This window comes from Kaistia sp. SLG-1, from assembly GCF_059699055.1.
Map to the genome: position 1 here is coordinate 4,099,221 of NZ_AP048544.1, position 24,404 is coordinate 4,123,624.

Annotated in this window: 24 protein-coding genes; 15 read left to right on the forward strand and 9 right to left on the reverse strand. The window is 66.8% G+C overall.

What is annotated here, in order from left to right:
• Positions 1-67: 67 nt before the first annotated feature.
• From AC6HZP_RS18965 to AC6HZP_RS19000, 8 genes are all read left to right on the forward strand, one after another.
• Positions 68-1,429 (forward strand): glutamine synthetase family protein, encoded by a 1,362-nt coding sequence (locus AC6HZP_RS18965; RefSeq protein WP_497524098.1) that lies wholly within the window; start codon positions 68-70, stop codon positions 1,427-1,429.
• 70 nt (positions 1,430-1,499) lie between these two features.
• The gene (locus AC6HZP_RS18970; RefSeq protein WP_497524099.1) at positions 1,500-1,916 is read left to right on the forward strand and encodes a DUF7662 domain-containing protein; all 417 of its coding nucleotides are present in this window, start codon (positions 1,500-1,502) and stop codon (positions 1,914-1,916) included.
• Positions 1,917-2,327, forward strand: coding sequence for a type II toxin-antitoxin system VapC family toxin (locus tag AC6HZP_RS18975; RefSeq protein ID WP_497524100.1), 411 nt, complete (start codon positions 1,917-1,919; stop codon positions 2,325-2,327).
• An 11-nt stretch (positions 2,328-2,338) separates the two neighbouring features.
• Complete coding sequence (locus AC6HZP_RS18980; RefSeq protein WP_497524101.1) at positions 2,339-3,739, forward strand: aldehyde dehydrogenase family protein; 1,401 nt, start codon at positions 2,339-2,341, stop codon at positions 3,737-3,739.
• A 130-nt stretch (positions 3,740-3,869) separates the two neighbouring features.
• Entirely contained in the window at positions 3,870-5,045 is a 1,176-nt protein-coding gene (locus AC6HZP_RS18985) for an iron-containing alcohol dehydrogenase (protein WP_497524102.1), read from the forward strand.
• A 122-nt stretch (positions 5,046-5,167) separates the two neighbouring features.
• Entirely contained in the window at positions 5,168-6,106 is a 939-nt protein-coding gene (locus AC6HZP_RS18990; protein WP_497524103.1) for a sugar kinase, read from the forward strand.
• 59 nt (positions 6,107-6,165) lie between these two features.
• On the forward strand, positions 6,166-7,362 hold the full coding sequence (locus AC6HZP_RS18995) for a lipase (RefSeq protein ID WP_497524104.1): 1,197 nt from the start codon (positions 6,166-6,168) through the stop codon (positions 7,360-7,362).
• Positions 7,363-7,371: 9 nt separating this feature from the next.
• Entirely contained in the window at positions 7,372-7,962 is a 591-nt protein-coding gene (locus AC6HZP_RS19000) for a protein-S-isoprenylcysteine O-methyltransferase (protein ID WP_497524105.1), read from the forward strand.
• Between the two features lie 237 nt (positions 7,963-8,199).
• On the opposite strand, the gene AC6HZP_RS19005 is transcribed toward AC6HZP_RS19000, so the two are convergent.
• The 4 genes from AC6HZP_RS19005 to AC6HZP_RS19020 are packed head-to-tail and all read right to left on the reverse strand — an operon-like array spanning position 8,200 to position 11,119.
• Entirely contained in the window at positions 8,200-9,174 is a 975-nt protein-coding gene (locus AC6HZP_RS19005; RefSeq protein ID WP_497524106.1) for a metal ABC transporter substrate-binding protein, read from the reverse strand.
• Between the two features lie 31 nt (positions 9,175-9,205).
• Positions 9,206-10,078, reverse strand: coding sequence for a metal ABC transporter permease (locus AC6HZP_RS19010; RefSeq protein ID WP_201400572.1), 873 nt, complete (start codon positions 10,076-10,078; stop codon positions 9,206-9,208).
• Positions 10,078-10,830 carry a metal ABC transporter ATP-binding protein gene (locus AC6HZP_RS19015; protein ID WP_497524107.1) on the reverse strand — a complete coding sequence of 251 codons (753 nt, stop codon included), beginning with the start codon at positions 10,828-10,830 and terminating at the stop codon, positions 10,078-10,080. Before AC6HZP_RS19015 ends, AC6HZP_RS19010 begins: the two co-directional genes overlap by 1 nt.
• A 4-nt stretch (positions 10,831-10,834) precedes the next feature.
• The gene (locus tag AC6HZP_RS19020; RefSeq protein WP_497524108.1) at positions 10,835-11,119 is read right to left on the reverse strand and encodes a hypothetical protein; all 285 of its coding nucleotides are present in this window, start codon (positions 11,117-11,119) and stop codon (positions 10,835-10,837) included.
• Between the two features lie 404 nt (positions 11,120-11,523).
• On the opposite strand from AC6HZP_RS19020, the gene AC6HZP_RS19025 reads away from it, so the two are divergent.
• From AC6HZP_RS19025 to AC6HZP_RS19050, 6 genes are all read left to right on the forward strand, one after another.
• Entirely contained in the window at positions 11,524-12,036 is a 513-nt protein-coding gene (locus tag AC6HZP_RS19025) for a hypothetical protein (RefSeq protein ID WP_497524109.1), read from the forward strand.
• Positions 12,037-12,076: 40 nt separating this feature from the next.
• Complete coding sequence (locus AC6HZP_RS19030) at positions 12,077-13,351, forward strand: imelysin family protein (RefSeq protein WP_497526827.1); 1,275 nt, start codon at positions 12,077-12,079, stop codon at positions 13,349-13,351.
• Positions 13,352-13,437: 86 nt separating this feature from the next.
• The gene (locus AC6HZP_RS19035) at positions 13,438-14,889 is read left to right on the forward strand and encodes a multicopper oxidase family protein (RefSeq protein ID WP_497524110.1); all 1,452 of its coding nucleotides are present in this window, start codon (positions 13,438-13,440) and stop codon (positions 14,887-14,889) included.
• The gene (locus AC6HZP_RS19040; RefSeq protein ID WP_497524111.1) at positions 14,886-16,103 is read left to right on the forward strand and encodes a di-heme oxidoredictase family protein; all 1,218 of its coding nucleotides are present in this window, start codon (positions 14,886-14,888) and stop codon (positions 16,101-16,103) included. The genes AC6HZP_RS19035 and AC6HZP_RS19040 overlap by 4 nt, the downstream gene beginning before the upstream one ends.
• Positions 16,100-17,203, forward strand: coding sequence for an imelysin family protein (locus AC6HZP_RS19045; RefSeq protein WP_497524112.1), 1,104 nt, complete (start codon positions 16,100-16,102; stop codon positions 17,201-17,203). The genes AC6HZP_RS19040 and AC6HZP_RS19045 overlap by 4 nt, the downstream gene beginning before the upstream one ends.
• Entirely contained in the window at positions 17,184-18,299 is a 1,116-nt protein-coding gene (locus tag AC6HZP_RS19050) for a DUF1513 domain-containing protein (protein WP_497524113.1), read from the forward strand. Before AC6HZP_RS19045 ends, AC6HZP_RS19050 begins: the two co-directional genes overlap by 20 nt.
• A 10-nt stretch (positions 18,300-18,309) precedes the next feature.
• Here AC6HZP_RS19050 and AC6HZP_RS19055 read toward each other — a convergent pair whose 3' ends face one another.
• Entirely contained in the window at positions 18,310-19,551 is a 1,242-nt protein-coding gene (locus tag AC6HZP_RS19055; RefSeq protein WP_497524114.1) for a class I SAM-dependent methyltransferase, read from the reverse strand.
• 242 nt (positions 19,552-19,793) lie between these two features.
• Here AC6HZP_RS19055 and AC6HZP_RS19060 point away from each other — a divergent pair, with 242 nt between their 5' ends.
• Entirely contained in the window at positions 19,794-20,807 is a 1,014-nt protein-coding gene (locus AC6HZP_RS19060) for a LacI family DNA-binding transcriptional regulator (protein WP_201400581.1), read from the forward strand.
• 81 nt (positions 20,808-20,888) lie between these two features.
• Here AC6HZP_RS19060 and AC6HZP_RS19065 read toward each other — a convergent pair whose 3' ends face one another.
• The 4 genes from AC6HZP_RS19065 to AC6HZP_RS19080 all read right to left on the reverse strand — a co-directional run bounded on the left by AC6HZP_RS19065 (position 20,889) and on the right by AC6HZP_RS19080 (position 24,070).
• The gene (locus tag AC6HZP_RS19065; protein ID WP_497524115.1) at positions 20,889-21,638 is read right to left on the reverse strand and encodes an amino acid ABC transporter ATP-binding protein; all 750 of its coding nucleotides are present in this window, start codon (positions 21,636-21,638) and stop codon (positions 20,889-20,891) included.
• Positions 21,635-22,288, reverse strand: a complete 654-nt coding sequence (locus tag AC6HZP_RS19070) for an amino acid ABC transporter permease (protein WP_201400582.1) — start codon at positions 22,286-22,288, stop codon at positions 21,635-21,637. Before AC6HZP_RS19070 ends, AC6HZP_RS19065 begins: the two co-directional genes overlap by 4 nt.
• Positions 22,289-22,358: 70 nt before the next feature.
• A complete protein-coding gene (locus AC6HZP_RS19075; protein ID WP_497524116.1) occupies positions 22,359-23,219 on the reverse strand; it encodes a substrate-binding periplasmic protein in 861 nt (286 codons plus the stop codon).
• 182 nt (positions 23,220-23,401) lie between these two features.
• Positions 23,402-24,070 carry an RraA family protein gene (locus AC6HZP_RS19080; protein WP_497524117.1) on the reverse strand — a complete coding sequence of 223 codons (669 nt, stop codon included), beginning with the start codon at positions 24,068-24,070 and terminating at the stop codon, positions 23,402-23,404.
• Positions 24,071-24,404 lie beyond the last annotated feature (334 nt).

The following is a 24,404-nucleotide window of genomic DNA, read 5'->3' on the forward strand; positions in this document are numbered from 1 at the left end:
CCCGATGGCCGGCAATTGCCCGGCCTTCGGCGGCAATCGCAGGAAAACAATCCAGCAGGGAAAAAGCATGGCCGGAAACTGGACGCTGTCGGAGCTCGAAGCGGCGATCGACGCCGGCACGATCGATACGGTGATCGTCGCCTTTCCGGACATGCAGGGCCGCCTTACCGGCAAGCGCTTCACCGGCCGCTTCTTCCTCGACAGCGCGCTGCATGAGACGCATGCCTGCAACTATCTCCTCACCGTCGACATCGATATGGAGCCGGTGCCCGGCTACAAGGCGGCGAGTTGGCAGAAGGGCTATGGCGACTTCGTCCTGAAGCCCGACCTCTCGACGCTCCGCCGCATCCCCTGGCTCGACGGCACGGCGCTGATGCTGGCGGATGTCTGCGACCATCACGGCGAGGACCTCGCGCACGCGCCGCGCTCGATCCTGAAGGCGCAATTGAAGCGGCTGGGGACGCGCGACATGCAGGCGCTCTTCGCCTCCGAGCTCGAATTCTACGCCTTCAACGAGACGACCGAGACCGCGACGGCCAAGCGCTGGCGCGGCCTGAAGACGATGGGCGACAACATCGAGGACTATCAAATCCTCCAGACCAGCAAGAACGAGCCGCTGCTGCGCGCCATCCGCAACGGTCTGGCCGGCGCCGGCATCCCGATCGAGAACTCGAAAGGCGAATGGGGCCCGGGCCAGGAAGAGGTCAATGTGCGCTATTCGGAAGCGCTCGAAATGGCCGACTGGCACGTGATCATGAAAAACGGCATCAAAGAGATCGCCCATCTCCAGAACCGCGCCGTCACCTTCATGGCGAAATGGCGCTACGACCTCGCCGGGTCATCGTCGCACATCCATTCGTCGCTGCGAGACCACTCCGGCAGCGCGCTCTTCGCCGATGCCGCCGACCCGCTCGGCATGTCGGCGACGATGAAATCCTGGCTCGCCGGTCATCTGGCGCTCGCCGGCGAGATGACCTTGTTCCTCGCGCCCTACGTCAATTCCTACAAGCGCTTCCAGGCCGGCACCTTCGCGCCGACCAAGGCGGTGTGGTCGGTCGACAACCGCACGACCGGCTTCCGCGTCGTCGGCGAAGGCAAGTCGATCCGCACGGAGTGCCGCATCGGCGGCGCCGACCTGAACCCCTATCTCGCCTTTGCCGCGCTCGTCGCCGCCGGCCTGCACGGCATCGACGAGAAGCTGGAACTCCCGCCGGCCTATGCCGGCGACGCCTATGTGGCGTCCGGCCAGCCGGACGTGCCGAAGACGCTGCGCGCCGCGATCGACGCGCTGGACGGATCCGCGGTGCTGCGCGCCGCCCTCGGCGACGACGTCGTCGAACACTATCTTCATACCGCCCGCTGGGAGCAGCTCGAATACGACCGCCGCGTCACCGACTGGGAACTCCAGCGCGGCTTCGAGCGCTATTGAACACACACAGGTGTGTGATTTGAGAGGCGCATGTGTGCCTGATATCGTCTCGTATCGAAGGAGAGACGTCATGGGCAAATATGATCGATTGTCCGACTATCTGCGTGACAAGAAGCGACCGGTGATTCCACTAACCTTCGGAGAAATAGAAGATATACTTGGCTTTCCGCTCCCTCCCTCTCAGGCAAGCCGCGCGTGGTGGAGCAATAATCCCGACAACAACGTCATGACGAAGGCATGGCTGATGGCTGGATACGAAACGGAAAAAGTCGACGTCGAGGGAAAAACCGTCGTCTTTCGCCGGTCCACGTCCGCGAACGCCGCCGATTCCGGTGTCGAAGCCGGAGAAAAGCCAGAGAGGCGTCATCCCCTCTTCGGAGCGATGAAGGGGACTTTCACGATCGCGCCGGGTGTGGATCTGACAGAGCCGGCCGATCCGGAATGGGCCGAGCTTGTCGAACATCCTGACTGGGGGAAGATGCCCTGAATGGCGTTGCTGCTGGATACATGCGCGGCATTGTGGATTGTTGGTGGCGCGCCGATTTCGCAAGCGGCCAACGCGGCCATGGACGACGAACAGAGTTCCGGCAAACCCATCTCCGTTTCGCCAATCACAGGGTGGGAGATCGGACTGCTGGCGATGCGGGGTCGGTTCACGTCGCCCTATTCGCCCAGGAAGTGGTTCGATCTCTTGCTCGGTCTCGACGGAATAAGGCTTGCCCCGCTGAGTCACACGGTTCTCATCGACTCCTCCTTCCTGCCCGCCGCGCCACCCCGCGATCCCGGAGATCGGATCATCATTGCGACCGCTCGCGAATTCGATCTCACGATCGTGACGCGAGACCGCCTCATCCTCGATTACGCCGAAGCCGGGCACGTCCGGGCCATCGCCTGCTGAAAGATTTCGCCATGACCGCCAACCTCCAGATCATCACCCCCGTCGACGGCTCCGTCTATGCCGAGCGGCCGCTGGCCTCGGAAGCCGAGGTGCTCGCCGCGCTCCGGCGCGCCAGGGCCGCGCAGCGCGAATGGCGCGAGGTCGCCGTCGCGGATCGCCTGCCGATCGCCACGGCCTTCGTCGACGCCATGGTGGCGGAGAAGGACAAGGTGGCCGAACTGCTCGCCTGGCAGATGGGCCGACCGATCCGCTACGGCCATGGCGAGATGCGCGGCTTCGAGGAGCGCGCCCGCTACATGATCGCGATCGCCGAGAAGTCGCTCGCCGATATCGATGCCGGCCCGAAGGAGGGCTTCCGCCGCTTCATCCGCCGCGAGCCGCTCGGCGTCGCGCTGAACCTGCCGGCCTGGAACTTCCCCTACATGACGGCGCTCAACGCCGTCCTGCCCGCGATCCTCGCCGGCAACGCCGTCGTCATGAAGCATTCGAGCCAGACGGCGCTGGTCGCAGAGCATTTTGCCAGCGCCTTCGCCAAGGCCGCGCTGCCGAAGGACGTGTTCCAGTATGTGAACATGTCGCACGAGACGACCGACCGGGTGATCCGCTCCGGCTTCGTCGACCAGGTCGGCTTCACCGGCTCGACCTCGGGCGGCCGCAAGATCATGGCCTCGGTCGCCGGCGCGCCGAATTTCCCGGCGACGACGCTCGAGCTCGGCGGCAAGGATCCGGCCTATGTCCGGCCGGACGTCAATCTGGCCTTCGCCGTCGAGAACATCGTCGATGGCGGCTTCTTCAATTCCGGCCAGTCCTGCTGCGCGATGGAGCGCGTCTATGTGCACGAGGCGGTCTATGACCGTTTCGTCGAGGGCGTCGTCGCAACCGTCAACGCCTACAAGCTCGGCAGCCCGACGGATCCGGCGACGACGCTCGGCCCGGTGGTGCGCACTGCCGCCGCCGACTTTATCCGCGGCCAGGTCGACGAGGCCGTTCGCGCCGGCGCGCGGCCGCTGATCGACGCGTCAAGATTCCCGGAAGCGAAGGCCGGCACGCCCTATCTGGCGCCGCAGGTTCTGGTCGACGTCGACCATTCCATGCGCTTCATGAAGGAGGAGACCTTCGGCCCCGCCTTCGGCATCATGAAGGTGAAATCGGATGACGAGGCGATCCGCCTGATCAACGATTCCGAATTCGGGCTGACGGCCGCCCTCTGGACCGAGGACCTCGAGGCGGCGGAGGCGATCGGCGACCGGATCGACACCGGCACCGTGTTCATGAACCGCTGCGACTATGTCGACCCGGCGCTCGCCTGGACCGGCGTCAAGGCGACGGGACGCGGCGCCAGCCTCTCCGTCGTCGGCTACGAGCAGCTGACGCGGCCGAAGAGTTTTCATCTCCGCACCAAGACCGACTGAGCGCTTCACCCCTCCCCGGCCCAAGGGCCGGGTGAGGGTTTGCGCCCTTCCCGCAAAATCCCGAACGCTTTCTCCCACTAGCCTCGCCGTCGACCTCCCCAATAAGGGAGGTGAACCAAAGGACACCGAGATGCTCGACCGCTATGCCTCGCTCGTCGCCAACTGGTCCTATCCGACCGCCATCCGCTTCGGCGCCGGCCGCATCGCGGAACTGCCGGCGGCGCTGGCGATAGCGGGCATCGAGCGGCCGCTTTTCGTCACCGATCCCGGCCTCGTCGCGCTGCCGATCGTGAAGAAGGCACTCTCGATCCTCGACGCCGCCAGCATCCCTCATGCGGTGTTCTCGAAGGTCGACGGCAATCCGACGCTCGCCAATCTCGACGAGGGCCTCGCCGTCTATCGGGCGGGCGGCCATGACGGCGTCATCGCCTTCGGCGGCGGCTCGGCCATGGATATCGGCAAGACCATCGCCTTCATGTCGGGTCAGACGCGGCCGGTATTCGACTTCGAGGATCGCGCCGACTGGTGGACCCGCGCCGACCCGGAGGGCATCGCCCCGATCGTTGCCGTGCCGACGACGGCCGGCACCGGCTCCGAGGTCGGGCGCGCCGGCGTCATCACCGACCCGGCCGACCACACCAAGAAGATCATCTTCCATCCCCTTATGCTGCCGAAGGTCGTGATCGCCGATCCCGAGCTGACGGTCGACCTGCCGGCGAAGATCACCGCCTGGACGGGCATGGACGCGCTGTCGCATTCGCTGGAGGCGTGGTGCAGCCCGTTCTTCCATCCGATGTCGGCCGGCATCGCGCTCGAAGGCATGCGGCTGGTCAAGGACTGGCTACCGAAGGCGGTCGCCGACGGCCATGACATCGAGGCGCGCGCGCAGATGCTGATCGCCTCGTCGATGGGTGCCGTCGCCTTCCAGAAGGGCCTCGGCGCCATGCATGCGATGAGCCATCCGAGCTCCAGCCTGCGCGGCACGCATCACGGCCTCACCAACGCCGTCGTCATGCCCTATGTGCTCGCCTTCAACCGCCCGGCGATCGACGACCGGCTGGCGGCGCTGGCGCGGTATCTCGACCTTCCCGGCCAGAACGCGGACGCCGTCCTCGACTGGATCCTTCAGCTTCGCCGCGATCTCGCCATTCCGCACACGCTCAAGGAAATCGGCGTCGACGAATCGGTGCTGCCCGAGGCGGCCCGCATGGCGGAGCTGGACCCCTCCAATGGCGGCAACCCGATCCCGCTCGTCGCGGCGGATTATGAGCGGCTGTTCGAGAACGCCATCCACGGAAGACTCTAAGCTGCCATCTCTCCGCCACGCTCTCGCCCGCAGGCCCTTGCACGGTCCTCTTGCACCCGTCCTCTTGCACCGCCACGCACGACCAGCCATGAAGGGCGCCATTCGCGTCCGGAGAACCTGAAATGCCGAGCCCTGCCGTCACGAGCCCCGATATCGTCTGCATCGGCGAGCCGCTGTTCGAACTCAACCAGGCCAAGGGCGATGTGGTGTTCCGGCCCGGGCATGGCGGCGACACCTCGAACTGCGCCATCGCCGCGGCGCGCCAGGGCGCCTCGGTCGGCTACGTCACCGCGGTCGGCACCGACAATTTCGGCGAATCCTTCCTCGATCTTTGGAAGCAGGAAGGCGTCGACACCAGCGCGGTCAAGCGCGACGGCAACGCGCCGACCGGCATCTATTTCGTGACGCACGGCCCTGACGGCCATGTCTTCTCCTATCGCCGCGCCGGTTCGGCGGCGAGCCGCCTGCTGCCGGAGGAACTGCCGGCCGACTACATTGGCGGCGCCAAGGTCATCCACACGTCGGGCATCAGCCAGGCGATCTCCTCGCAGGCGGCGGACTTCGTCTTCGCGGCGCTTCGCACGGCGAAGGAAGCCGGCACGCTCGTCTCCTACGACACCAATCTGCGCCTCCGCCTCTGGCCGATCGACCGCGCCCGCGCCGTCATCCACGCGGCGGCGGCGCTTTCCGACATCTTGAAGACGAGCTCCGACGACGCCGAGGCGCTGACCGGCGAGACGGATCCCGACAAGATCGCCGACTTCTATCTCGGCCTCGGCCCGAAGGTCGTCATCGTCACCCGGGGCGCCGACGGCGCGCTGGTCGCGACGCCGGAGAAGCGCCTGGTGATCCCGGCGATCTCCGTGAAGCCGGTCGACGCCACCGGCGCGGGCGACACGTTCGACGGCGCCTTCCTGACCGAATATCTCCGCTCGCAGGATCCGTTCGCCGCCGCCCGCTACGCCAACGCGGCGGCCGGCCTCGCGACGGAAGGCTATGGCGCCGTCGCGCCGATGCCGACCCGAAGCGCCGTCGAAGCGGCGCTCGCCGGGCGCCGATGACCGCAAGCGAACCGGTCAAAGCTCCCGGCGAAGGGGACGCGGCGTCGGCCAAACGGCCGATGCATCGCTGCGTCCTCTATCTCGGCGGCTATGATCCGGTAACGCCGGAAAAATTCTTCCGGCGCCAGGCGCGCGAGATCGGCCATTATCGCGACACCTGGGGCGTCGAGACCAGCGTATCGCCGCCCGAGAAGGCGGCGGACGGACATGTCTGGCGGACCGAGATCGCTTCCAAGGGCGAGGACTGGTCGAGCCGCACGGATTTCCGCCTGCTCGCCTGGGACGATCTGGTGAAGGGCGATTTCGCCCGGCCGATCTGGCAGCGCGTGCCGCTTTCGCTCGGCGTGCTGGCCGATTTCCTCGTCTCCGGCACGGTCTTTCGCTACTTCTTCGCGGCGTGGCGCTTCGCGCTCTATTTCATCGCGCCGTTCATATTTTCGCTCGCGTTCCTTCTGGTCGCCGCCTTCGTCGCCGCCGAAATCCTGCACTGGCAGCACAGGAGCGCGCCGCTCCTCGCGATCGTCGCCGGCCTCGCCATCTATGCCGGGCTGATGCGCTTCCCCGGCGACCGCTGGTTCGTCAGCCACCTGCTCGACGCCCGCACCTTCATGGGCGAATACATGCGCGGCTGCCGCGCCGACATGACGGAGCGCGTCGATCGTTTCGCCGACGAAATCGTCGAGGCGGCGCAGTCCGGCCGCTTTGACGAGATCCTGATCGTCGGCCACAGCCAGGGCAGCGTGTTCGCGCTCGAGGCGCTGGAGCGCGCGCTGGCGCGGGATGCGGATCTCGCCCGGCGCGGCGCGCCGGTCGCCATCATGACGGTCGGCTCCTGCGTCCTGCAGCTCGGCCTGCACCCGGCGGCCAAGCAGCTCCGGGCGCGGATCGCGCGGGTCCAGGCGGAAGCGAGCATCGAGTGGATCGAATTCCAGGCGCTGACCGACGTGGTCAATTTCTACAAGACCGATCCAGCCCGCCTGATGCGGCTCGCCAAGCCGGGATCGCGGCCGTTCCCGCATGTCTCGATGGTCCGCATCCGCGAGATGCTGGCGCCGGACGACTACAGCCGCATCCGGAACAGTCTTTTCCGTGTGCATTATCAGTTCGTCATGGGCAATACGCGCCGCTACTTCTATGATTTTTTCTCGATTTGCTGCGGTCCGCTTCGCCTGGGCGACCGCTTTTCGCTGACATCGTCAGCCAATACGAACGACAAGCGGCCGGGTTTTCCCGCCCGTGACCTGCCGGAGACCTGAGAGGACGACATGACGCAATTTGCCGCCACGATCTGTTGGGTTGCCGGTCTGGTGATCTGGTTCATCATCCGCTACCCGCACCAGCGCCGGGCCAAGAAGCAGCAGATCGTCGATTCCCGCGATCGCGCCAGCCAGCAGTCGCTGGTGGCGATCTCGGTGGTCGGCGTGGGCCTGATCCCGGCGATCTGGGCGCTGACCGGCATGGGCTTCCCCAGGGGCGCCAACCTGCCCTTCTCGCCCGTCGCAGCCTGGCTCGGCATCGTCGCGATCGCCGCCTATCTCTGGTTCTTCTATCGCAGCCACAAGGATCTCGGCCACAACTGGTCGGCGACGCTGGAGATCCGCGCCAAGCACACGCTGGTGACCGGCGGCGTCTACCACTATGTGCGCCACCCGATGTATGTCTCGTTCTGGCTGATGGCGATCGCGCAAGCCTTGTTGCTGCAGAACTGGTTCGTCGGCCTCGCCGGCCTCGTCGGCATCGGCATCCTCTATTTCTTCCGCGTACAGAAGGAAGAGAAGCTGATGCTGGACACCTTCGGCGGCGCCTATCGCGATTACTCGCGCAAGACCGCCCGGCTGATCCCGTTCATCTATTGAGGGGCGGGCCGACGAGGGGCGAACGTCCCGCCCTCGCCGTCATCCCGGGCTTGACCCGGGATCCATGCAGCCGGGGCATGGGGAGCCACGCTTGGCAAACGCCTCGGCTGAATGGATCCCTGCTTTCGCAGGGATGACGCGGAGTGTGGGGAAACGCGAGCGCCTCGATTGAGCCGGCTCGGACCATTCAGACGAGCGAGCGCCGGCCGATGACCGGCGCCCGTCGAAACGAAACCCCTAGTCCTTCATTGCGGCGAGCAGCTTCTCGCTGTTGTTCGCGAACATCTTCAGATAGGTCGGGGCCGGGCCGTCCGGCGGCGACAGCGCGTCCGAGAACAGCGAGCCGCCGATCTTGACGCCGGTCTCGCGCGCGATCTGGTTCAGGAGGCGCGGGTCGGTGATGTTCTCGGCGAACAGCGCCGTGATCTTTTCCGCCTTGATCTGGCGGATGATCTTGGCGACGTCGGCGGCCGAGGCCTCGCTCTCCGTGCTCACGCCTTCCGGCGCGATGAACTGGATGCCATAGGCGGCGGCGAAATAGCCGAAGGCGTCATGGCTGGTGACGATCTTGCGCCGCGCCTCGGGGACGGCGGCGAATTCCTTCTTGAGGCGGGCATCGACGGCCTTGAGCTCGGCGGCGAGCTTGTCGCCCTTCGCCTTGTACTCGGCCGCATGGTCGGGATCGGCCGCCGTCAGCCCGGCGACGATGTTCTCGACATAGATCACGCCGTTCAGCGGGTTCTGCCAGGCATGCGGATCGAGGCTGTGCGAATGGCCGCCCTCGGCATGGTCGTGGCCGTCGTGATCATGGCCCGCCTCCGCCTTGTCGGCGCCGGCGTCCTGGGCTTCGCCCTCCTCTTCCGCGCCGGTCCAGGCGATCGGCTTGACGCCGGTGGTGGCGATCACCGCCTCGCCCTTGAAGCCGGAAACCTTGATCAGCCGGCTGAGCCAGCCTTCGAGGCCGAGGCCGTTCTCGACCAGAACCGCCGCGCCACCCATGGCCTTGGCGTCGGCCGGGCTCGGCTCGAAGGTGTGGGCGTCGCCATTCGGGCCGACCAGCGTGCGGACCTCGACATGGTCGCCGCCGATCTCGCTGGCGAGGTCGCCGAGGACGGAGAAGGTGGCGACGACCTTGATCTTGTCGGCCGCCTGGGCCGGCAGCGCCGTGCTCAGGGCAAGCGCCGCCGCGATGAGCCAAACAGATGACTTCATTGGGTAGTTCTCCTGCAGTGGAAGCGGGTATTCAGCCCCTCAGATGCCTCGCCCGCAGGGCCTGGCTGGCAAAGCTGCCATGTCGGCCCGCGAGTATGGACGCAGCGTGGATCGCGCCGGCCGCCAGGATGATGGCCGGCGAGGTCGGCAGTTCTCCATGATAGGAAACCAGCAGTCCGATCAGCGACGACGCGATGCCGATGACCGCCGAGACGGCGATCTGCCCGGGCACCGTTTCGCTCCAGAAGCGGGCGGAGGCGGCCGGCAGCACGATCAGGCCGACGACCATCAGCGTGCCGAGCGCGTTGAAGCCGCCGACGAGATTGAGCACGACCAGCGCCAGGAACAGGAAATGCGCGAGGCCGCCGGCGCCGCCGACGCTTTTCAGGAACCCCGGATCGAAGCACTCCGCCACCAGCAGCCGGTAGATCAGCGCGAGCGACAGCAGCGTCACCGTGGCGATGCCGCCGATCAGGTAGAGCGCCGGATCGTCCAGTGCCAGGACGTTGCCGAACAGCACATGCAAGAGGTCGATATTCGACCCCTTGATCGAGACAATCATCACGCCGAGGCCGAGCGAGACGAGATAGAAGGCGGCGAAGCTCGCGTCTTCGCGCAGCGGCGTGGTGCGGGCAATGGCCCCGGCGCCCAGCGCCACCAGCAGCCCCGCCGCGACGCCGCCGACCGTCATGGCGAACAGCGAGAAGCCGGAGAGCAGGAAGCCGATCGCAGCACCGGGCAGGATCGCATGCGCCATCACGTCGCCCATCAGGCTCATGCGGCGCAGCACCAAAAAGACACCGATCGGCGCGCCGGAGATCGACAGCGCGATGCAACCCATCAGGGCGCGACGCATGAAGCCGAATTCGGCGAACGGCCCGAAGACCCAGTCATAGAAACTCATCACGCGGGCATCTCGCAGAGTTCGGCATCATCCTCGAACGCCTCGTGCAGGCGGCGGGCGCGGGCCAGATTGGCGTCGGTCAGGACCTCCGCCGTCGGCCCCCACGCCACCGTCTCGCGCGCCAGCAGCAGCGTCTCGGGAATGCGCTCGCGCACCAGCTCGATATCGTGCAGCACGGTGACGACGGTGCGTCCCTCCGCATGCCAGGCGGCGATCAGGGCGAGCAGATCCTCGCAGGTCCGCGCGTCGATGGCGGTAAACGGTTCGTCGAGCAGGATCAGCCGTGTGTCCTGCAGCAGCAGGCGCGCGAACAGCGCGCGCTGGAACTGGCCGCCCGAGAGCGTGTCGATGTTGCGGTCCTCGAAGCCGGTCAGCCCGACGGTCGCCAGCGCCGCCTCGACGGTGCCGAGCGACTTGCGGCCGATCGACGAGAAGATGCCGGCCTTGCGCCAGAGGCCCATGGCGGCGACGTCGAGCACGCGCATCGGAAACGAGCGGTCGAGCGCGCTTTGCTGCGGCAGGTAGCCGATATCGTGGCGGCCGACGCCGTCAAAGACGACGCGGCCGCTATCCGGCTTGATCTGGCCGACGATGCCCTTGAGCAGGGTCGACTTGCCGGCGCCGTTCGGACCGACGATCGCGGTGAACGAGCCGGGGCGGAATTCGCCGGAAACGTGATGGACCGCCGGATGACGGCGATAGGAAAGCGTCAGGTTCTCGACGCGGACGGCGGGTGCGGGCTTCTTCAGCATGAGGTCACGCGAGCGCCCAGAGGATGCCGACCCAGATCAGCCCGACCAGCAGGACGGCGATCACCAGCCGCTCCAGCGCCGAGGCCAGGAACATCGAATAGCGATAGCCCCGCGCCGGGGCGGCGACAGCGAGTGACCGACGCGCAGGACCGTGCTCATGTTGGCCGTGATCGTGATCGCCATGGTCGTGATGATCGTGGTCGTGGCGATTTTGTCCATGATCCCGCGGACCGGCCGAAGCCGGAATCGGCCGGACGGTCGCGCCGACGCCTTCGCTCACCTGTGCCATAGGGTCCATCTCACTGCTGACTGCTAAATGTTATGTTATATCATTTCAGCGGAGGCAAGCCCCCGGACGCATTTTCCCGCCCGCGACATTTTGCACCCGGCGAGCGGCCGCGAAGACCCGCGCGACGAGCGACACACGGCTACGTTGCGGCCGGCATGCTTTGCTGCGAAGAGACAGAAGAATTGGCTGCGATAACCTTTGCCAATACTGGAATTAGAATAATTTCAGACTGTTACATATTCTTGACTTGCCATCGCAAGAGGTCCACACGTCGGCCAACCGCGCCACGATCGGTGACGCTTTGACGGCAGCTTTCCCGGCTGCCGATTGGAGTGGACGATGGTCTCGATGTCTCGACATTGCCTCTCGCCCGCCCGGCCAAAATCCACCGGGGGTCCCGTCTGATGGCAACGCGCATTCCTGTCGATCCCTCCGGCGCCGTGACGTCCCGCTATCTGGAGCGGCCGCCGGAAAAGCTCGTCGTCGAGGGCCTTCGGCAATGGATGCAGGGTTGCGAACGCGGCTCCTTCACCTGCTGGGAGCGCGCCGCCAACCTCTATGCCGAGGAGCTGGGCGCCACCGAGGGTTCGCGGCTGCTGGCGGCGCTGGCCGATTGGGTCGCCACGCTGCGCAACTGGATGGACCGCCCGGCCGGCCTGTCGCCGTTCGAATGCCCGCGTCTCTGCCGCGACGAATGCCTCGCGGTGACGCTGATCTCCGCCTGCCAGAACCATGACGACGAGAGCCTCGGCCATGCGCTGGGCCGACTGGTGCCGCCCGAGGGCCGTACGGACGTCACCCGCTCCACCCGCGCCTTCGCCGAGGCGCTGGCGGAAACCGGCCAGATCCTGATTCCGGTGCCGGGCGCGGTGATCCGCGAGATCGCCGCCCGCCCGTGTCGCCGCCTGTTCCACTGAATTCACCGCACGATTTCACACACCGGAGACGATTGTGAAGATGAAGAAGCTGTTCCTCGCCGCCACGGCAGTGCTGGCCCTTTCGGGCGCGCTGCCGGCCATGGCCGCCGACGCTCCGGCCGCCAGCGCCGTACTCAAGAACTATGGCGACATCGCCCAGGCCAAGTATGAGGACGCGCTCAGCGGCGCCAAGGCGCTGAACGTCGCCATCGACGCGCTGATCGCCAACCCGAACGACGCGACGCTGGCCGCCGCCCGCGACGCCTGGAAGGCCTCGCGCCCGGCCTACCAGCAGACCGAGGTCTATCGCTTCGGCAACGCCATCGTCGACGATTGGGAGGGTCGCGTGAACGCCTGGCCGCTCGACGAGGGCCTGATCGACTATGTCGACGCCAAGTCCTATGGCGACAGCTCGGATTCGAACCCGCTCTATACCGCCAACGTCATCGCCAACAAGGAATTGCAGATCGGCCCGGACAAGGTCGACGCCAGCGTGATCAACGCCGATCTGCTGCACAAGCTGCAGGAAGCCGGCGACGTCGAGGCGAATGTCGCCACCGGCTATCACGCGATCGAATTCCTGCTCTGGGGCCAGGACCTGAACGGCACCGGCCCGGGCGCCGGCGACCGCAAGGCGACCGACTACGACACCAAGAACTGCACCAACGGCAATTGCGATCGTCGCGCCACTTATCTCAAGGTCGCGACCGATCTGCTGATCGCCGACCTGGAAGAGATGGCCGCCAACTGGCAGCCGGAAGGCGAAGCGCGCAAGCAGCTCGCCGAGAAGGGCGACGAGGGCGGCCTCGCCACCATCCTGACCGGCATCGGCTCGCTCTCCTACGGCGAACTGGCCGGCGAGCGCATGAAGCTCGGCCTGATCCTGCACGATCCCGAGGAAGAGCATGACTGCTTCTCGGACAACACCGCCAACAGCCACTATTACGACCAGGTTGGCATGGTGAACGCCTGGCAGGGCAAGTACACCCGCACCGACGGCAGCGTCGTCGAGGGCCCGAGCATCCGCGAGTTCGCGGCTGCCAAGAACGCCGACGCCGCCAAGCGCGTCGACGAGGCGCTCGCCAACACCAGCGCCAAGATGCAGGTCCTGAAGGACACGTCCGACGCGGGCGAGGCCTATGACCAGATGATCGGCGCCGGCAACGAGAAGGGCAACGCCATCGTCCAGGACGCCATCGACGGCCTGGTCGCCCAGACCCGCGCCGTCGAGGGCGTGGTCGCTGCCCTCGGTCTGAAGATCAAGATCGAAGGCTCCGACAGCCTTGACAATCCTTCGGCCGTTTCGACCAAGTAGTCGGCCAAGCAAACTGCCGCGCCACGAGCGCGGATCCCCCCTCGGTGCGGCCGCCTCGCGCGGCCGCATCCTCAGAGTTCCAGGCCATGATCTCCCGCCGTAGCGTCCTTGCCGGCTCCGCCGCTCTCGCGGGCACGGCCCTGTTCGGACGGCCCGTGCGCGCGCCCGCCTTCACCCGCGCGCTGCCGCCCCCGGCCCTCCCCGTCGCCGAGACGAGCGTCCCGCTCGTCCTGAACGCCGCGGAGCGTCAGCTGTCGCTCCCCTGCTTCGACGGCCACAATCTGCCGCTCTGGACCTTCACGGAAAAAGCCGAGCCGCCGGTCGTCCGGCTGAAGCTCGGGCAGCGGCTCGATACCCATCTCGTCAACGGCCTGACGCGGCCCGGCGAGCACGTCTCGATCCACTGGCACGGCATCCGCCTGCCGAACGACCAGGACGGCGTGCCCTATCTGGTGCAGCCGCCGGTCGAGCCGGGCCAGAGCTACGACTATTCCTTCGTGCCGCCTGATACCGGCACCTTCTTCTTCCATACGCACTGCAATTCGGCCGAGCAGATCGGTCGCGGCCTGATCGGCGTCCTGATCGTCGAGGGCGACGCGCCGGAGCCCTATGACGCCGACGAAGTGCTGATGCTGCGCGACTGGCGGATCAGCGAGGACGGCGCGAGCTTCCTGCCGTTCCTGACCATGGCCGGCGCCGGCAAGTCCGGCACGTTCGGCACGGTGCGCAGCGTCAACGGCATCCGCAATCCGGAGATCGAGCTGCCGGCCTCGGCCGATGTCCGACTCCGGATCCTGAATGTCGACCCGACCCGGCTGACCGAGATCGGCATCGAGGGGGCGGAAGCCGCCGTGGTGGCGATCGACGGCATCGCCTGCCAGCCCTTCCCGCTGCGCTCGTGGCGCATGGGGCCGGCGATGCGCGCCGACCTCGTCATCCGCACGCCGGCCGATGGCGGCACCGCGACGCTGGTCGACTATTTCGCGGCGAAGCCCGTGCCGCTCGCCCGCCTGGTCGCGCGCGGACCGGCGCGGCGCCAGGGCCCGTTCGATCCCGCCCCCCTCGCCTCCGGCCGGATCCCGCCGCCGGATGTCGCCAACGCCACCCGCATGCCCGTCACCTTCTCGGCGACGGCGACGGGAGCGACGGTGCAAGATCTCGCCGATTCCGGCGCGCCCCTCGGCCCGCTCTGCCTCTCGGAAGCCAATCTCTGGGCGATCAACCAGGCCTCCTGGCCGAGCGACATGCACCAGATCCCGCCGCCGATGGCGCGGCTGGAACGCGGCAAGACCTATATATTCGAGCTGCGCAACGTCACGCCGCACATGCATCCGATCCACATTCACGGCCACAGCTTCACCGTGCTCAGCTCGAACCGGCGCGACCTGCCGCCCCATCATGCCGACACCGTGCTGCTGCAGCCGAAGGAGCGCATGGAAGTCGCCTTCGTCGCCGACAACCCCGGCAAGTGGATGTTCCATTGCCACATCATCGAGCACCAGGAGACGGGGATGATGGCGTGGTACGAGGTGGCATGAGGATGGCGCCGACGCGGCCGTCGCTCGCAGCCCTCGTCCTGCTCGCGGCGCTGCCGGCGACGGCGCTCGCCGACGGGCTCGACCGCGCCGTCGGCAAGGCGCTGTTCGACCGCATCTGGGTGCAGGCCCCCTCCTCGACCGCCGCCAATGACGGGCTCGGACCGCTCTTCAACGAGAAGAGCTGCGCCAGCTGCCACTCCGGCAAGGCGCTGTCGGCCAAGATCACGGCGATGCCGGACGGCACGCTCGCCCAGCGCGGCATCGTCACGCGCCTCGGCGACGCGAAGGGCGTCACGGATCCGGTCTATGGCCGCCAGATCCAGCCGCGCGCCGTCTCGGGACTGAAGAGCGAGGGCACCGTCACCTACGCGCTGCCGGAGCATCCGGGCGGCGCGCTCGCCGTCATCTTCGCGCCGAGCCGGGGCGATCTCGCCGCGGCGACGCGCCTCGGCCCGCGCCAGGCGCCGTCGCTGCGCGGCATCGGGCTGATCGAGAAGGTCGACGAGGCTGCCATCCTCGCCAACGCGGCGGCCCCGAAGCCGGACGGCGTCTCGGGCCGGCCGCGCATGCTCGAGGTCGGCGGCAAATCCGTCGTCGGCCGCTTCGGCTGGAAGGCGTCCGCGGCGACCCTTGACCAGATGTCCGCCGACGCCTTCATGCTCGACATCGGCATGTCGAGCCCGCTCGCGCCGCATCCGTATGGCGACTGCACCGCGCTCGAGCCCGACTGCCTCGCCATGCCGAACGGCCGCAGTCCCGAGTTCGACGGCGAGGAAATCTCGTCCGAGATGATCCGCCTGCTGAACGCCTATCTCGCCGGCCTCGCGGCGCCCGCGCCCGTCACGCCGACGCCGCCCGGCGCAGCGCTGTTCGCCTCGGCGGGCTGTTCCGCCTGCCACGTGCCGAGCCTCCCCGGTCGCGACGGCAGCCCGGTCACGCTCTATAGCGACCTGCTGCTGCACGACATGGGCCCCGGCCTCGACGACGGCGTCGGCGAGCCCGGCGTCGCCTCGAACGAATGGCGGACGCCGCCGCTCGTCTCGCTCGCCTTCCGCACCGGCGATAACAGCCGCTTCCTGCATGATGCCCGCGCCGGGACGCTGGATGAGGCGATCCGCGCGCATGGCGGCGAAGCCATGGCGGCAAAACTGCGCTATGAAGCCCTGGCAGCGGCCGAGCGGGCCGCGCTCATCGCCTATCTGGAAACGCTATGATCGCGATCACCAAACGCCTGCTGCTGCTCTCGCCGCTCCTGATCGCGGCGAAGCGCGCCTTTGCGCAATCCGGCGATGCGCCGGAACGACAGGGGCCGAGCCCCGAGGCCCTGGCGATCGTCGCCGACAAGGCGATCACAGGCTATTTCATCCCCGCCTACGAGCAATTGCAGAAGGCGACCGCGAAGCTCGTCGCCGCGATGGAGGTGAGCTGCAAGAATCCGAGCGCGACGCCGGATCCGGCCGTGCGCAGCGCCTTCGAGGCCGTCCTCCAGGCCTGGGCCGGGGTCGATTTCCTCCGTTTCGGTCCGATGGCCGAGAAGGCGAGGCTCGAACGCTTCTCCTTCCTGCCCGATCCGCACGGCACCGGCGCGCGGCAGCTGCGCCAGATCCTCGCCCAGCCCGACCCCAGCCTGCTCGAGCCAGGCGCGATCGCCCGCAAGAGCGCCGCCGTGCAGGGCCTCCCGGCCTTCGAGGCGCTGGTGTTCGGCGCCTCCGACGATGCCGAGACGGCGGCCTATCGCTGCCAATTGGCGCTCAGGATCGCCGAGAATCTGAACACCATCGCCGGCGAGGCCGTCACCGAATGGACGAAGCCCGGCGGCTGGCGCGAACAGATGCTGAAGCCGGGCGGCGCCAACATCGTCTATCGCGACGCGACCGAGCCGCTGGTCGAGATCCTGAAGGCTGTTGTCACCGGCCTGCAGCAGATGCGCGACCAGCGCCTGCTGCCGGCGCTCGGCAAGTCTTTCGCGACGGCGAAGCCGAACCGCGGCGCCTTCGTCCGCTCCGGCGAGAGCTTCGCCTATCTCAACGCCTCCATGGACGCGATCGAGGCGCTGGTGGAGCGTTCCGACGTGTTCAGCCTGACGCCGAACGACGCCGCGACGCTGCTCGCCGCGACCGAGGCGGCGTCAACGGAGTTCCGCAAGGCGATCGACGTCGGCAAGCCCTGGAACGAGGCCTTCGCCGATCCGGCCGCCTATGACAGCCTGAAGCACGCCTTCGACGTGCTGAAGACGATCGAGGACATCTTCAACTTCCGTTTCGCGGAGGCGGCGGGGATCTCGCCGGGATTCAATGCGCTCGACGGCGACTGAACCAGGCGGCTTCCGGGCCTTCGCCGGCCGCGCGCTCCGCGCGATCCTTCCCTTTGCCGGCGATGCCGGGGGCGCGACGGAGCGGCAGGTCTTCGTCTCCTCGGTGCGGGTCGGCCCGCGCCAGCACATGCTGATGCTGATCGACGAGCGGGGCGGCATCGTCGGCCGCATGCCGCTCGCCGGTCGCGGCCATGACATCGCGATCGACCCGGCACGCCGGCGCGTTGCCGTCTTCGCCCGCCGCCCCGGCTATTTCGCCGTCCTCGTCGACGTCGCCTCCTGCGAGCCGCTGGCAACGATCACCCCGCCGGAGGGGCACCATTTCTTCGGCCACGGCATCTTCTCCGCCGATGGCCAGCTGCTCTACGCCACCGAGAACAATTTCGACGGCGAGCACTCGCGCGGCGTCATCGGCGTCTATGACGTTTCAGGCGGCACCTCCGCGCGGATCGGCGAGTTCGAGACGCATGGCGTCGACGCGCACGAGATCCTGCTGGCGCCGGACGGCCGCACGCTGGTCATCGCCAATGGCGGCATCGAGACCCATCCGGACTATGGCCGCCAGAAGCTCAATCTGGCCGAAATGCGCCCCTCGATCGTCCGCATCGACAGCGAGACCGGCGATCTGCTCGAGGAAGCCGTGCTCGATCCGGCTCTGAACCGCCTCTCCATGCGCCACATGACCTTCGACGGCGGCGGCAATGTCTGGTTCGGCTGCCAGTGGGAAGGCGCGCGCAGCGAGCGGCCGCCGCTGGTCGGGCGCATCGGCCGCGACGGCAAGGCGCAATTGATGAATTTCCCCGACACGATCGCGCCGCTCGCGCGAAACTATATCGGCTCGGTCGTGGCGAGCCGCGACGGCTCGACCATCGCCACCTCCTCGCCGATCGGCGGCCAGCTGTTCTTCTGGGACGCGGCGAGCGGCGATTTTCGCGATTGCGTCGCCCTGCCGGACGGCTGCGGCGTGGCGCCGACCGAGGGCGAGGCCTTCCTCGCCACGGCGGGAGACGGCCGCGTCATGCGGACCGAACATGGCCAGCTCGCCCCGATCGCCCGCCGCCACGAGCAGTTCGACAACCATCTGCGCAGGATCTAGCAGGGCCGGCCTACGCCGGCAGTGCCGCCTTGTCCCGCGTTGCCAGCGCGCGTTCGTCGTCGACGATGTAGTCGCGGATGACCGGCACGTCGTCGCGCTGCGACGACAGCAGCAGCTGGTAGACCATGTTGGAGCCGTGCAGGAAGCCGAGCTCGACGGCGGCGAGATAGAACTCCCACATCCGCGCGAAACGCTCGCCCTGGATGGCGACGACTTGCTCGCGCACGGCCATGAAGCGCTCGCGCCAGGCCTTGATCGTCCAGTAATAGTGCAGCCGCCAGATCTCGCAGTCGTCGACCCAGAGCCCCGCCTGCTCCGTCGCCGCGAAGACTTCGGAGAGCGCCGGCACATAGCCGCCCGGAAAAATGTACTTGCGGATGAAGGGCGCGGTGGAGCCCGGCGGCGACATGCGGCCGATCGCGTGGATCATGGCGAAGCCGCCCGGCTTCAACAGCCGCCGCACGGTGCGGAAATAATCCTCGAAATGGGCGACGCCGACATGCTCCATCATGCCGACCGAGACGACGCGGTCGAACTGGCCCTCGAGCTTGCGATAGTCGATCTCGACGAACGTGACCTTGTCGGCGACGCCGGCTTCCTCGACGCGTCGCCGCGCGGTCGCGAGCTGGTCCGTCGAGACGTTGATGGCGGTGACCTTGGCGCCGCAATGGACGGCGAGGTAGATCGCGAGCGAGCCCCAGCCCGAGCCGATCTCGGCCACCGTCATGCCGGGCTCCAGCTTCAGCTTGGCGGCGATGTGGCGGAGCTTGTTGACCTGCGCGCTCTCCAGATCCTCGTCGGGACGGCTGAAATAGGCGCAGGAATAGTTCATGCCCTCGTCGAGCCAGAGCCGGTAGAAGGCCTCGGGCAGATCGTAATGCGAGCGGGCATTGTCGGCGGCGACGCCGACGACGTTGGCCTGATGCCGGCGCTTCAGCATCTTCCACGCCTTGCGCAGCGATATCTGGATCGGATGCGCGGCGAGCCCGGTGCGGTTGACGGAGAAGAGCAGCAGCAGATCGTAGATCGAGCCGTCGTTCTCGACGACGAGCCGCCCGTCCATATAGGCCTCGGCCGACTTCAGCTCGGGATTCAAAAAGATCTCGCGCTCGACGGCCTTGTCGGTGAAGCGAATGGTCACGTCGGGACCGTTCTCGCCGGAGCCGAAGATATGCCGGGTGCCGGAATGATCGAGAACAGTCAGCCGCCCGCTCCGGACGAACCGCTTCAAAAGGTGAGACAGCAAGCGCATGCACATTCCCCCGTTTCAGCTCCGATGAAAGCCTCTCGATCGCCTTTGTGCAACCGGAAAGGCGTCGCATCCTGCACTCCGTAACAATTCGACACGCCGAGGTTGCTGGCCGATCGGCCGACCGGGCCGGCTAAACAATGGTTTCCACTGCCGTATCAAACGTTTAACCATGAAGCGCGATCCTCTAGGATCCCCCGACAGGCCGTGCGCAACGGTTCGCGGCTTCCGGAGAACGACGAGACATGGCCAAGCCCAACCTTCATACCGTCGCGGCCCATGCCGGCGTCTCGATCGCGACCGTGTCGAAGGTGGTCAACGGCGTGCGCTACGGCATCTCGGAAGCGACGCTGGAGCGGGTCCAGGCCTCGATCGAGGAGCTCGGCTACCGGCCGAACCGCTCCGGCCGCGGCCTTCGCACGCTGCGTCGTTCGATCATCGGCATGGCGATCGTCGACCCCTCGCCGACCTTCCTCGCCGATCCGTTCACGACCCATCTGGTCGCCGGCCTCTCGAACTATCTGAGCGACCGGGGCTTCGGCCTGCTCCTGCACGGCATCAAGCCGAAGCAGGTCGAGACCTCCTTCCTGGTCAAGGAGAACGTCGTCGACGGGCTCTGCATCATGCTGTCGGGCTCGGCCCAGCTCCGGCTTCAGAACACAAGACTGTTCAGCAAGCTCGGCCATCCGCTGGTGGTGTTCCAGGATCGCGCCGCCGAGGGCGTTCCCGACACCTGCTTCGTCAACCAGGACGACGCCGGCGGCGCGGCGGCGCTGTCGCAGCTTGTGCTCGCCCGCAATCCGAAATCGGTGCTGATCGTCATCCCGGACATCTTCTGGCCGGCCATCGAGCTGCGGCTCGAAGCCTATTGGCAGTCGATGAAGCGCGCCGGGGTCGCGGCCAAGATCATCCGCTGCGACGAAAGCAATCCCGCCGCGATTGCCGAGGCGATCGGGGATCATCTCGACAAATCGGGCCTGCCGGATGTGATCGTCGGCGCCAACGACAAGATCGCCCTCGTCGCGCTGCGCATCCTGGAAGGGCGGGCGGCGCGCGTGCCGGACGACGTCGCCGTCACCGGCTTCAACGCCTTCGCCTCGAACGACTATGCGGGTCTCGACCTGACAACGGCGCGCTCGCCCGCCTATGAGATGGGCGAGACCGGCGGCCGGCTGCTGCTTGAGCGGCTCGAAAGCGGACGGTTCGAGAAGCGCGAATACACCCTTCCCGTCAGCCTCGTGCCCGGGGCAACGGCCTGAGGCCAAACAAAACGGCCATGGCGGGGCTGCCATGGCCGAATTCGATGGTCGAAGATCTTTCGCCGGGAGCACCAGCGCGGATCAGGCTTCCGAGACCTGTTCGAGCACCGCCTTCAGGAACTTCTGCAGGCGCGGGCTCTTCGGCCGGGTGAAGATCTCTTCCGGCGGTCCCGCCTCGACGACGACGCCGCCATCCATGAACACGACCCGATCGGCGACCTCGCGCGCGAACCGCATCTCGTGCGTAACCAGCATCATGGTCATGCCCTGGCGGGCCAGGCCGCGCACGACGTCGAGCACCTCGCCGACCAGTTCCGGATCGAGCGCCGAAGTGATCTCGTCGAGGAGCAGCAGGCGCGGGTTCATCGCCAGGCAGCGGGCGATGGCGACGCGCTGCTTCTGGCCGCCGGAAAGCTGGCGCGGATAGAAATCGGCCTTTTCCAGCAGCCCGACCTTGCCGAGCAGATCGCGCCCGCGCGCCTCGGCGTCGGCGCGGCTCATCTTCAGCACATGGATCGGCGCCTCGATGACATTGCCGAGCGCCGTCATGTGCGGGAACAGGTTGAAGTGCTGGAACACCATGCCCATCCGCATGCGCAGATGGTTGACGTTCGACTTCTCCGTGATCGGCTTGCCTTCGAAGGTGACCTTGCCGCCCGTCGGCGTCTCCAGCCGGTTGAGGCAGCGGAGCAGCGTGCTCTTGCCGGAGCCGCTCGGCCCGATGATCGCGACGCTCTCGCCTTCCCGGACCGTCAGATCGACGCCGCGCAGCACCTGGACCGCGCCGAAGGCCATCTGCAGGCCGTCGAGATGAAGGATCGGTGCGCTCATTGGGCCGCCCTCTTGCGTTCGAGTCTCTTGGCGACGCGGGAGAGCGGCAGGCAGATCGCCAGATAGAGGATCGCCGCCATCGAGTAGATCGCCATGCTGCGATAGGACTGGCTCGACGCATCATAGGACCGGTACATGATCTCCGGCACGGAGATGGTCAGGGCCAGCGACGTGTCCTTGATCATGGAAATGATGAAATTGGTGAAGGGCGGCAAGATGATCACGCCCGCCTGCGGCAGGATGATCCGGCGCATGGCGAGCGGCGTCGACATGCCGAGGCTGCGCGCCGCCTCGAACTGGCCGCGATCGACCGCCTCGATGCCGGCGCGAAAAATCTCCGCCGCATAGGCGCCGCCGACCAGCGACAGCGTGATGATGGCAGCGGCCATCGGCTCCAGCCGGATGCCGAACGAGGTCAGGCCGAAATAGATGATGAACAGCTGCAACAACGCCGGCGTCGCGCGGATCAGCTCGATGTAGATGCCGGCGACATAGCCGAGAAGCCGAATGCCCGACATCTTGGCGAAGGTGGCGAGAAGACCAATGACAATGCTGCCGATCAGCGAGAAGACCGTCAGCTCGAGCGTGACGATCGCGCCCTTGGCGATATAGGGAAAGTAGGTTTGCAATAATTGCAGATAATCATTCATGAAATTCGGATCCTGAGGCAGCGGGACGCCGCCGGCAGGCAACAATTTGCCTGCCGGCGGATGACGGGTCCTAGAACTTGCCGGTCAGGTAGGACGGGTTGGTGAGCCCGTAGCGCGCCATGATCTCCTTGTCCTCGCCGCGCGCCTTGATGGCGTCGATCGCGTCGTCAAAGGCCTTGATCAGGCTCTCGGTGCCGTTCTTCGAGTAGACGTAGTAGTTGGCGGGAAGCGTCTCGCTGCCGAGATATTCCGGCGCCAGATATTCCACGACCTTGAAGTCGTAGTCCGGGTTCTGCGCCGCCGCGTAATCGAAGGTGTAGCCCCACCAGACCGCCGCATCGAGACGGCCGGCCTTCAGGTCCATCAGCATCGGATCGGCGGAATCATACTTGCGGATGTCGGCGACGCCGTAGCGCTTCTGCAGCTCCTGCGCCTCGATCTCCTGCGCCGAGCCGCGCACGGTGCCGATCACCTTGTCCTTGAGGCCCTGGACGTTCTCGATGCCGTCCTGCGAGCGGGTCAGCAGCACGTCGATGCCGTACCAGAACGGCTTGGTGCCATAGGCCATGACCTTCTGGCGCTCGGCCGTCTTGTAGAGGCCCGAGATGACGTCGATACGGCCGGAATCAAGGGCCGGCGCCAGCGCCGAATGGACGAGCACGACCGGGTCGACCTCGACGCCGATCTCCTTGCCGACAGCCTTGGTGAAGTCGGCGGCGATGCCCTTCCATTCGCCGGTGCCGATATCGATCCAGGTCTCCGGCGGAATGCTGAACGTGCCGACGCGCAGGAAACCGCGCTTCTTGATGTCGGCGAGGAGATCGGTGCCCGCTTCCTGCGCGAAGGCGGGACGGGCGACCAGCGGCGCGCTCATGGCGACGACGCCGGCGGTGGTCAGGAATCCGCGACGGGTGAATTGGCTCTTCATCATGTTCCCCATGAATCTGGATGGTGGTTCTGATCTGGATGGTGGTTCGGGCAGGATCCCTTCTAACGAAGGGCTCAATCGCTACCGGGTCGCCTCTGACGCCATATCCCCGCGATCTCTCGCGGGCGCCTCTGGCGCTTCTCTTCGTCGACCCGGCAGGAATTCGGTGCGTTGCTGGCTGCGCCTCAGAGGACGCCGTATTTGGCGTAGACCTCGCCGAGCAGCAGGCCGTTCTCGAGTTCCTCGCGGGTCTTGTTCTCGCTGGTGACTTTCTTCAGCGCCGCCTGGATCACCTGCTGGGCGATCTTCTGCGGCACGACCACGACGCCATCGACATCGCCGAAGATCAGGTCGCCGGAGGCGACCGTGACGCCGGCGCATTCGATCTGCAGGTCGCGCGCCATCATCTTGCCGCGCCCGCGCGAATCGAGCGGGCCGATGCCGCCGTGGAAGACGGGGAATTCGAGATTGCGGATGTGGCGGACGTCGCGGACGAGACCGTCCGTCACGCAGCCGACGGCGCCCCGCTTGCGCGACGCGGTGGTGAGCAGTTCGCCCCAGGGCGCGATCCGCGTCGTCGGGCCGTCGCAGCCGAGCACGGCGATGTCGTTCGGCTTGAGGTCGTCGATCAGCGCGATCTCGACCTCGTAGGGGTTCTCGTCCTCGCGCACCGAATAGGTGTTCATGAACAGGCCGGTCCGCGCATAGCCGATCATCGTCAGGCTTTCGTCCAGCGGCCGCACGAAGGGCAGCATCGCCTGATGCGTCAGGCCGAAATCATCGAGAACGTCGGACAGAACGGCCGAATACAGAACTTTCTTCAGGGCTTCCAAATCGAACTGGGCAGCAGACAACGGGCTCTCCAACCTTCGTGTTAAACGTTTAACAAAACCGTAGAGACGTTTCTTGAAGCCGTCAATAGCGGGTCGACGCGCCGGCGCGGGACTGTCCCCTGCCCTGCCGCCGGCCGCCCGGAGCCGAGCGCAGCCCACTCCAATCGGGGCGCTGCCCGAGCGCGCCCCCCTGCCCCCGCCATCGCGCAAATGTGCCCAGCACGACTGCCGATGAGTCCCCCGCCGAGGCTGTCGCAAGGTGCATGGCAGCCCTGCCGGGCGCGAGTTGCACTGGACAAGTCGCGCCAGCTGCCCCAGATGGGTGTCAGGCTATTCCTTCCCGCCGAGGCTCCAT

What these genes read in the sequence shown, in the direction of transcription:
- AC6HZP_RS18965 (WP_497524098.1), top strand. Translation starts at nt 68, where the DNA reads ATGGCCGGAAACTGGACGCTGTCGGAGCTCGAAGCGGCGATCGACGCC.
- AC6HZP_RS18970 (WP_497524099.1), top strand. Translation starts at nt 1,500, where the DNA reads ATGGGCAAATATGATCGATTGTCCGACTATCTGCGTGACAAGAAGCGA.
- AC6HZP_RS18975 (WP_497524100.1), top strand. Translation starts at nt 1,917, where the DNA reads ATGGCGTTGCTGCTGGATACATGCGCGGCATTGTGGATTGTTGGTGGC.
- AC6HZP_RS18980 (WP_497524101.1), top strand. Translation starts at nt 2,339, where the DNA reads ATGACCGCCAACCTCCAGATCATCACCCCCGTCGACGGCTCCGTCTAT.
- AC6HZP_RS18985 (WP_497524102.1), top strand. Translation starts at nt 3,870, where the DNA reads ATGCTCGACCGCTATGCCTCGCTCGTCGCCAACTGGTCCTATCCGACC.
- AC6HZP_RS18990 (WP_497524103.1), top strand. Translation starts at nt 5,168, where the DNA reads ATGCCGAGCCCTGCCGTCACGAGCCCCGATATCGTCTGCATCGGCGAG.
- AC6HZP_RS18995 (WP_497524104.1), top strand. Translation starts at nt 6,166, where the DNA reads ATGCATCGCTGCGTCCTCTATCTCGGCGGCTATGATCCGGTAACGCCG.
- AC6HZP_RS19000 (WP_497524105.1), top strand. Translation starts at nt 7,372, where the DNA reads ATGACGCAATTTGCCGCCACGATCTGTTGGGTTGCCGGTCTGGTGATC.
- AC6HZP_RS19005 (WP_497524106.1), bottom strand. Translation starts at nt 9,174, where the DNA reads ATGAAGTCATCTGTTTGGCTCATCGCGGCGGCGCTTGCCCTGAGCACG.
- AC6HZP_RS19010 (WP_201400572.1), bottom strand. Translation starts at nt 10,078, where the DNA reads ATGAGTTTCTATGACTGGGTCTTCGGGCCGTTCGCCGAATTCGGCTTC.
- AC6HZP_RS19015 (WP_497524107.1), bottom strand. Translation starts at nt 10,830, where the DNA reads ATGCTGAAGAAGCCCGCACCCGCCGTCCGCGTCGAGAACCTGACGCTT.
- AC6HZP_RS19020 (WP_497524108.1), bottom strand. Translation starts at nt 11,119, where the DNA reads ATGGCACAGGTGAGCGAAGGCGTCGGCGCGACCGTCCGGCCGATTCCG.
- AC6HZP_RS19025 (WP_497524109.1), top strand. Translation starts at nt 11,524, where the DNA reads ATGGCAACGCGCATTCCTGTCGATCCCTCCGGCGCCGTGACGTCCCGC.
- AC6HZP_RS19030 (WP_497526827.1), top strand. Translation starts at nt 12,077, where the DNA reads ATGAAGAAGCTGTTCCTCGCCGCCACGGCAGTGCTGGCCCTTTCGGGC.
- AC6HZP_RS19035 (WP_497524110.1), top strand. Translation starts at nt 13,438, where the DNA reads ATGATCTCCCGCCGTAGCGTCCTTGCCGGCTCCGCCGCTCTCGCGGGC.
- AC6HZP_RS19040 (WP_497524111.1), top strand. Translation starts at nt 14,886, where the DNA reads ATGAGGATGGCGCCGACGCGGCCGTCGCTCGCAGCCCTCGTCCTGCTC.
- AC6HZP_RS19045 (WP_497524112.1), top strand. Translation starts at nt 16,100, where the DNA reads ATGATCGCGATCACCAAACGCCTGCTGCTGCTCTCGCCGCTCCTGATC.
- AC6HZP_RS19050 (WP_497524113.1), top strand. Translation starts at nt 17,184, where the DNA reads ATGCGCTCGACGGCGACTGAACCAGGCGGCTTCCGGGCCTTCGCCGGC.
- AC6HZP_RS19055 (WP_497524114.1), bottom strand. Translation starts at nt 19,551, where the DNA reads ATGCGCTTGCTGTCTCACCTTTTGAAGCGGTTCGTCCGGAGCGGGCGG.
- AC6HZP_RS19060 (WP_201400581.1), top strand. Translation starts at nt 19,794, where the DNA reads ATGGCCAAGCCCAACCTTCATACCGTCGCGGCCCATGCCGGCGTCTCG.
- AC6HZP_RS19065 (WP_497524115.1), bottom strand. Translation starts at nt 21,638, where the DNA reads ATGAGCGCACCGATCCTTCATCTCGACGGCCTGCAGATGGCCTTCGGC.
- AC6HZP_RS19070 (WP_201400582.1), bottom strand. Translation starts at nt 22,288, where the DNA reads ATGAATGATTATCTGCAATTATTGCAAACCTACTTTCCCTATATCGCC.
- AC6HZP_RS19075 (WP_497524116.1), bottom strand. Translation starts at nt 23,219, where the DNA reads ATGATGAAGAGCCAATTCACCCGTCGCGGATTCCTGACCACCGCCGGC.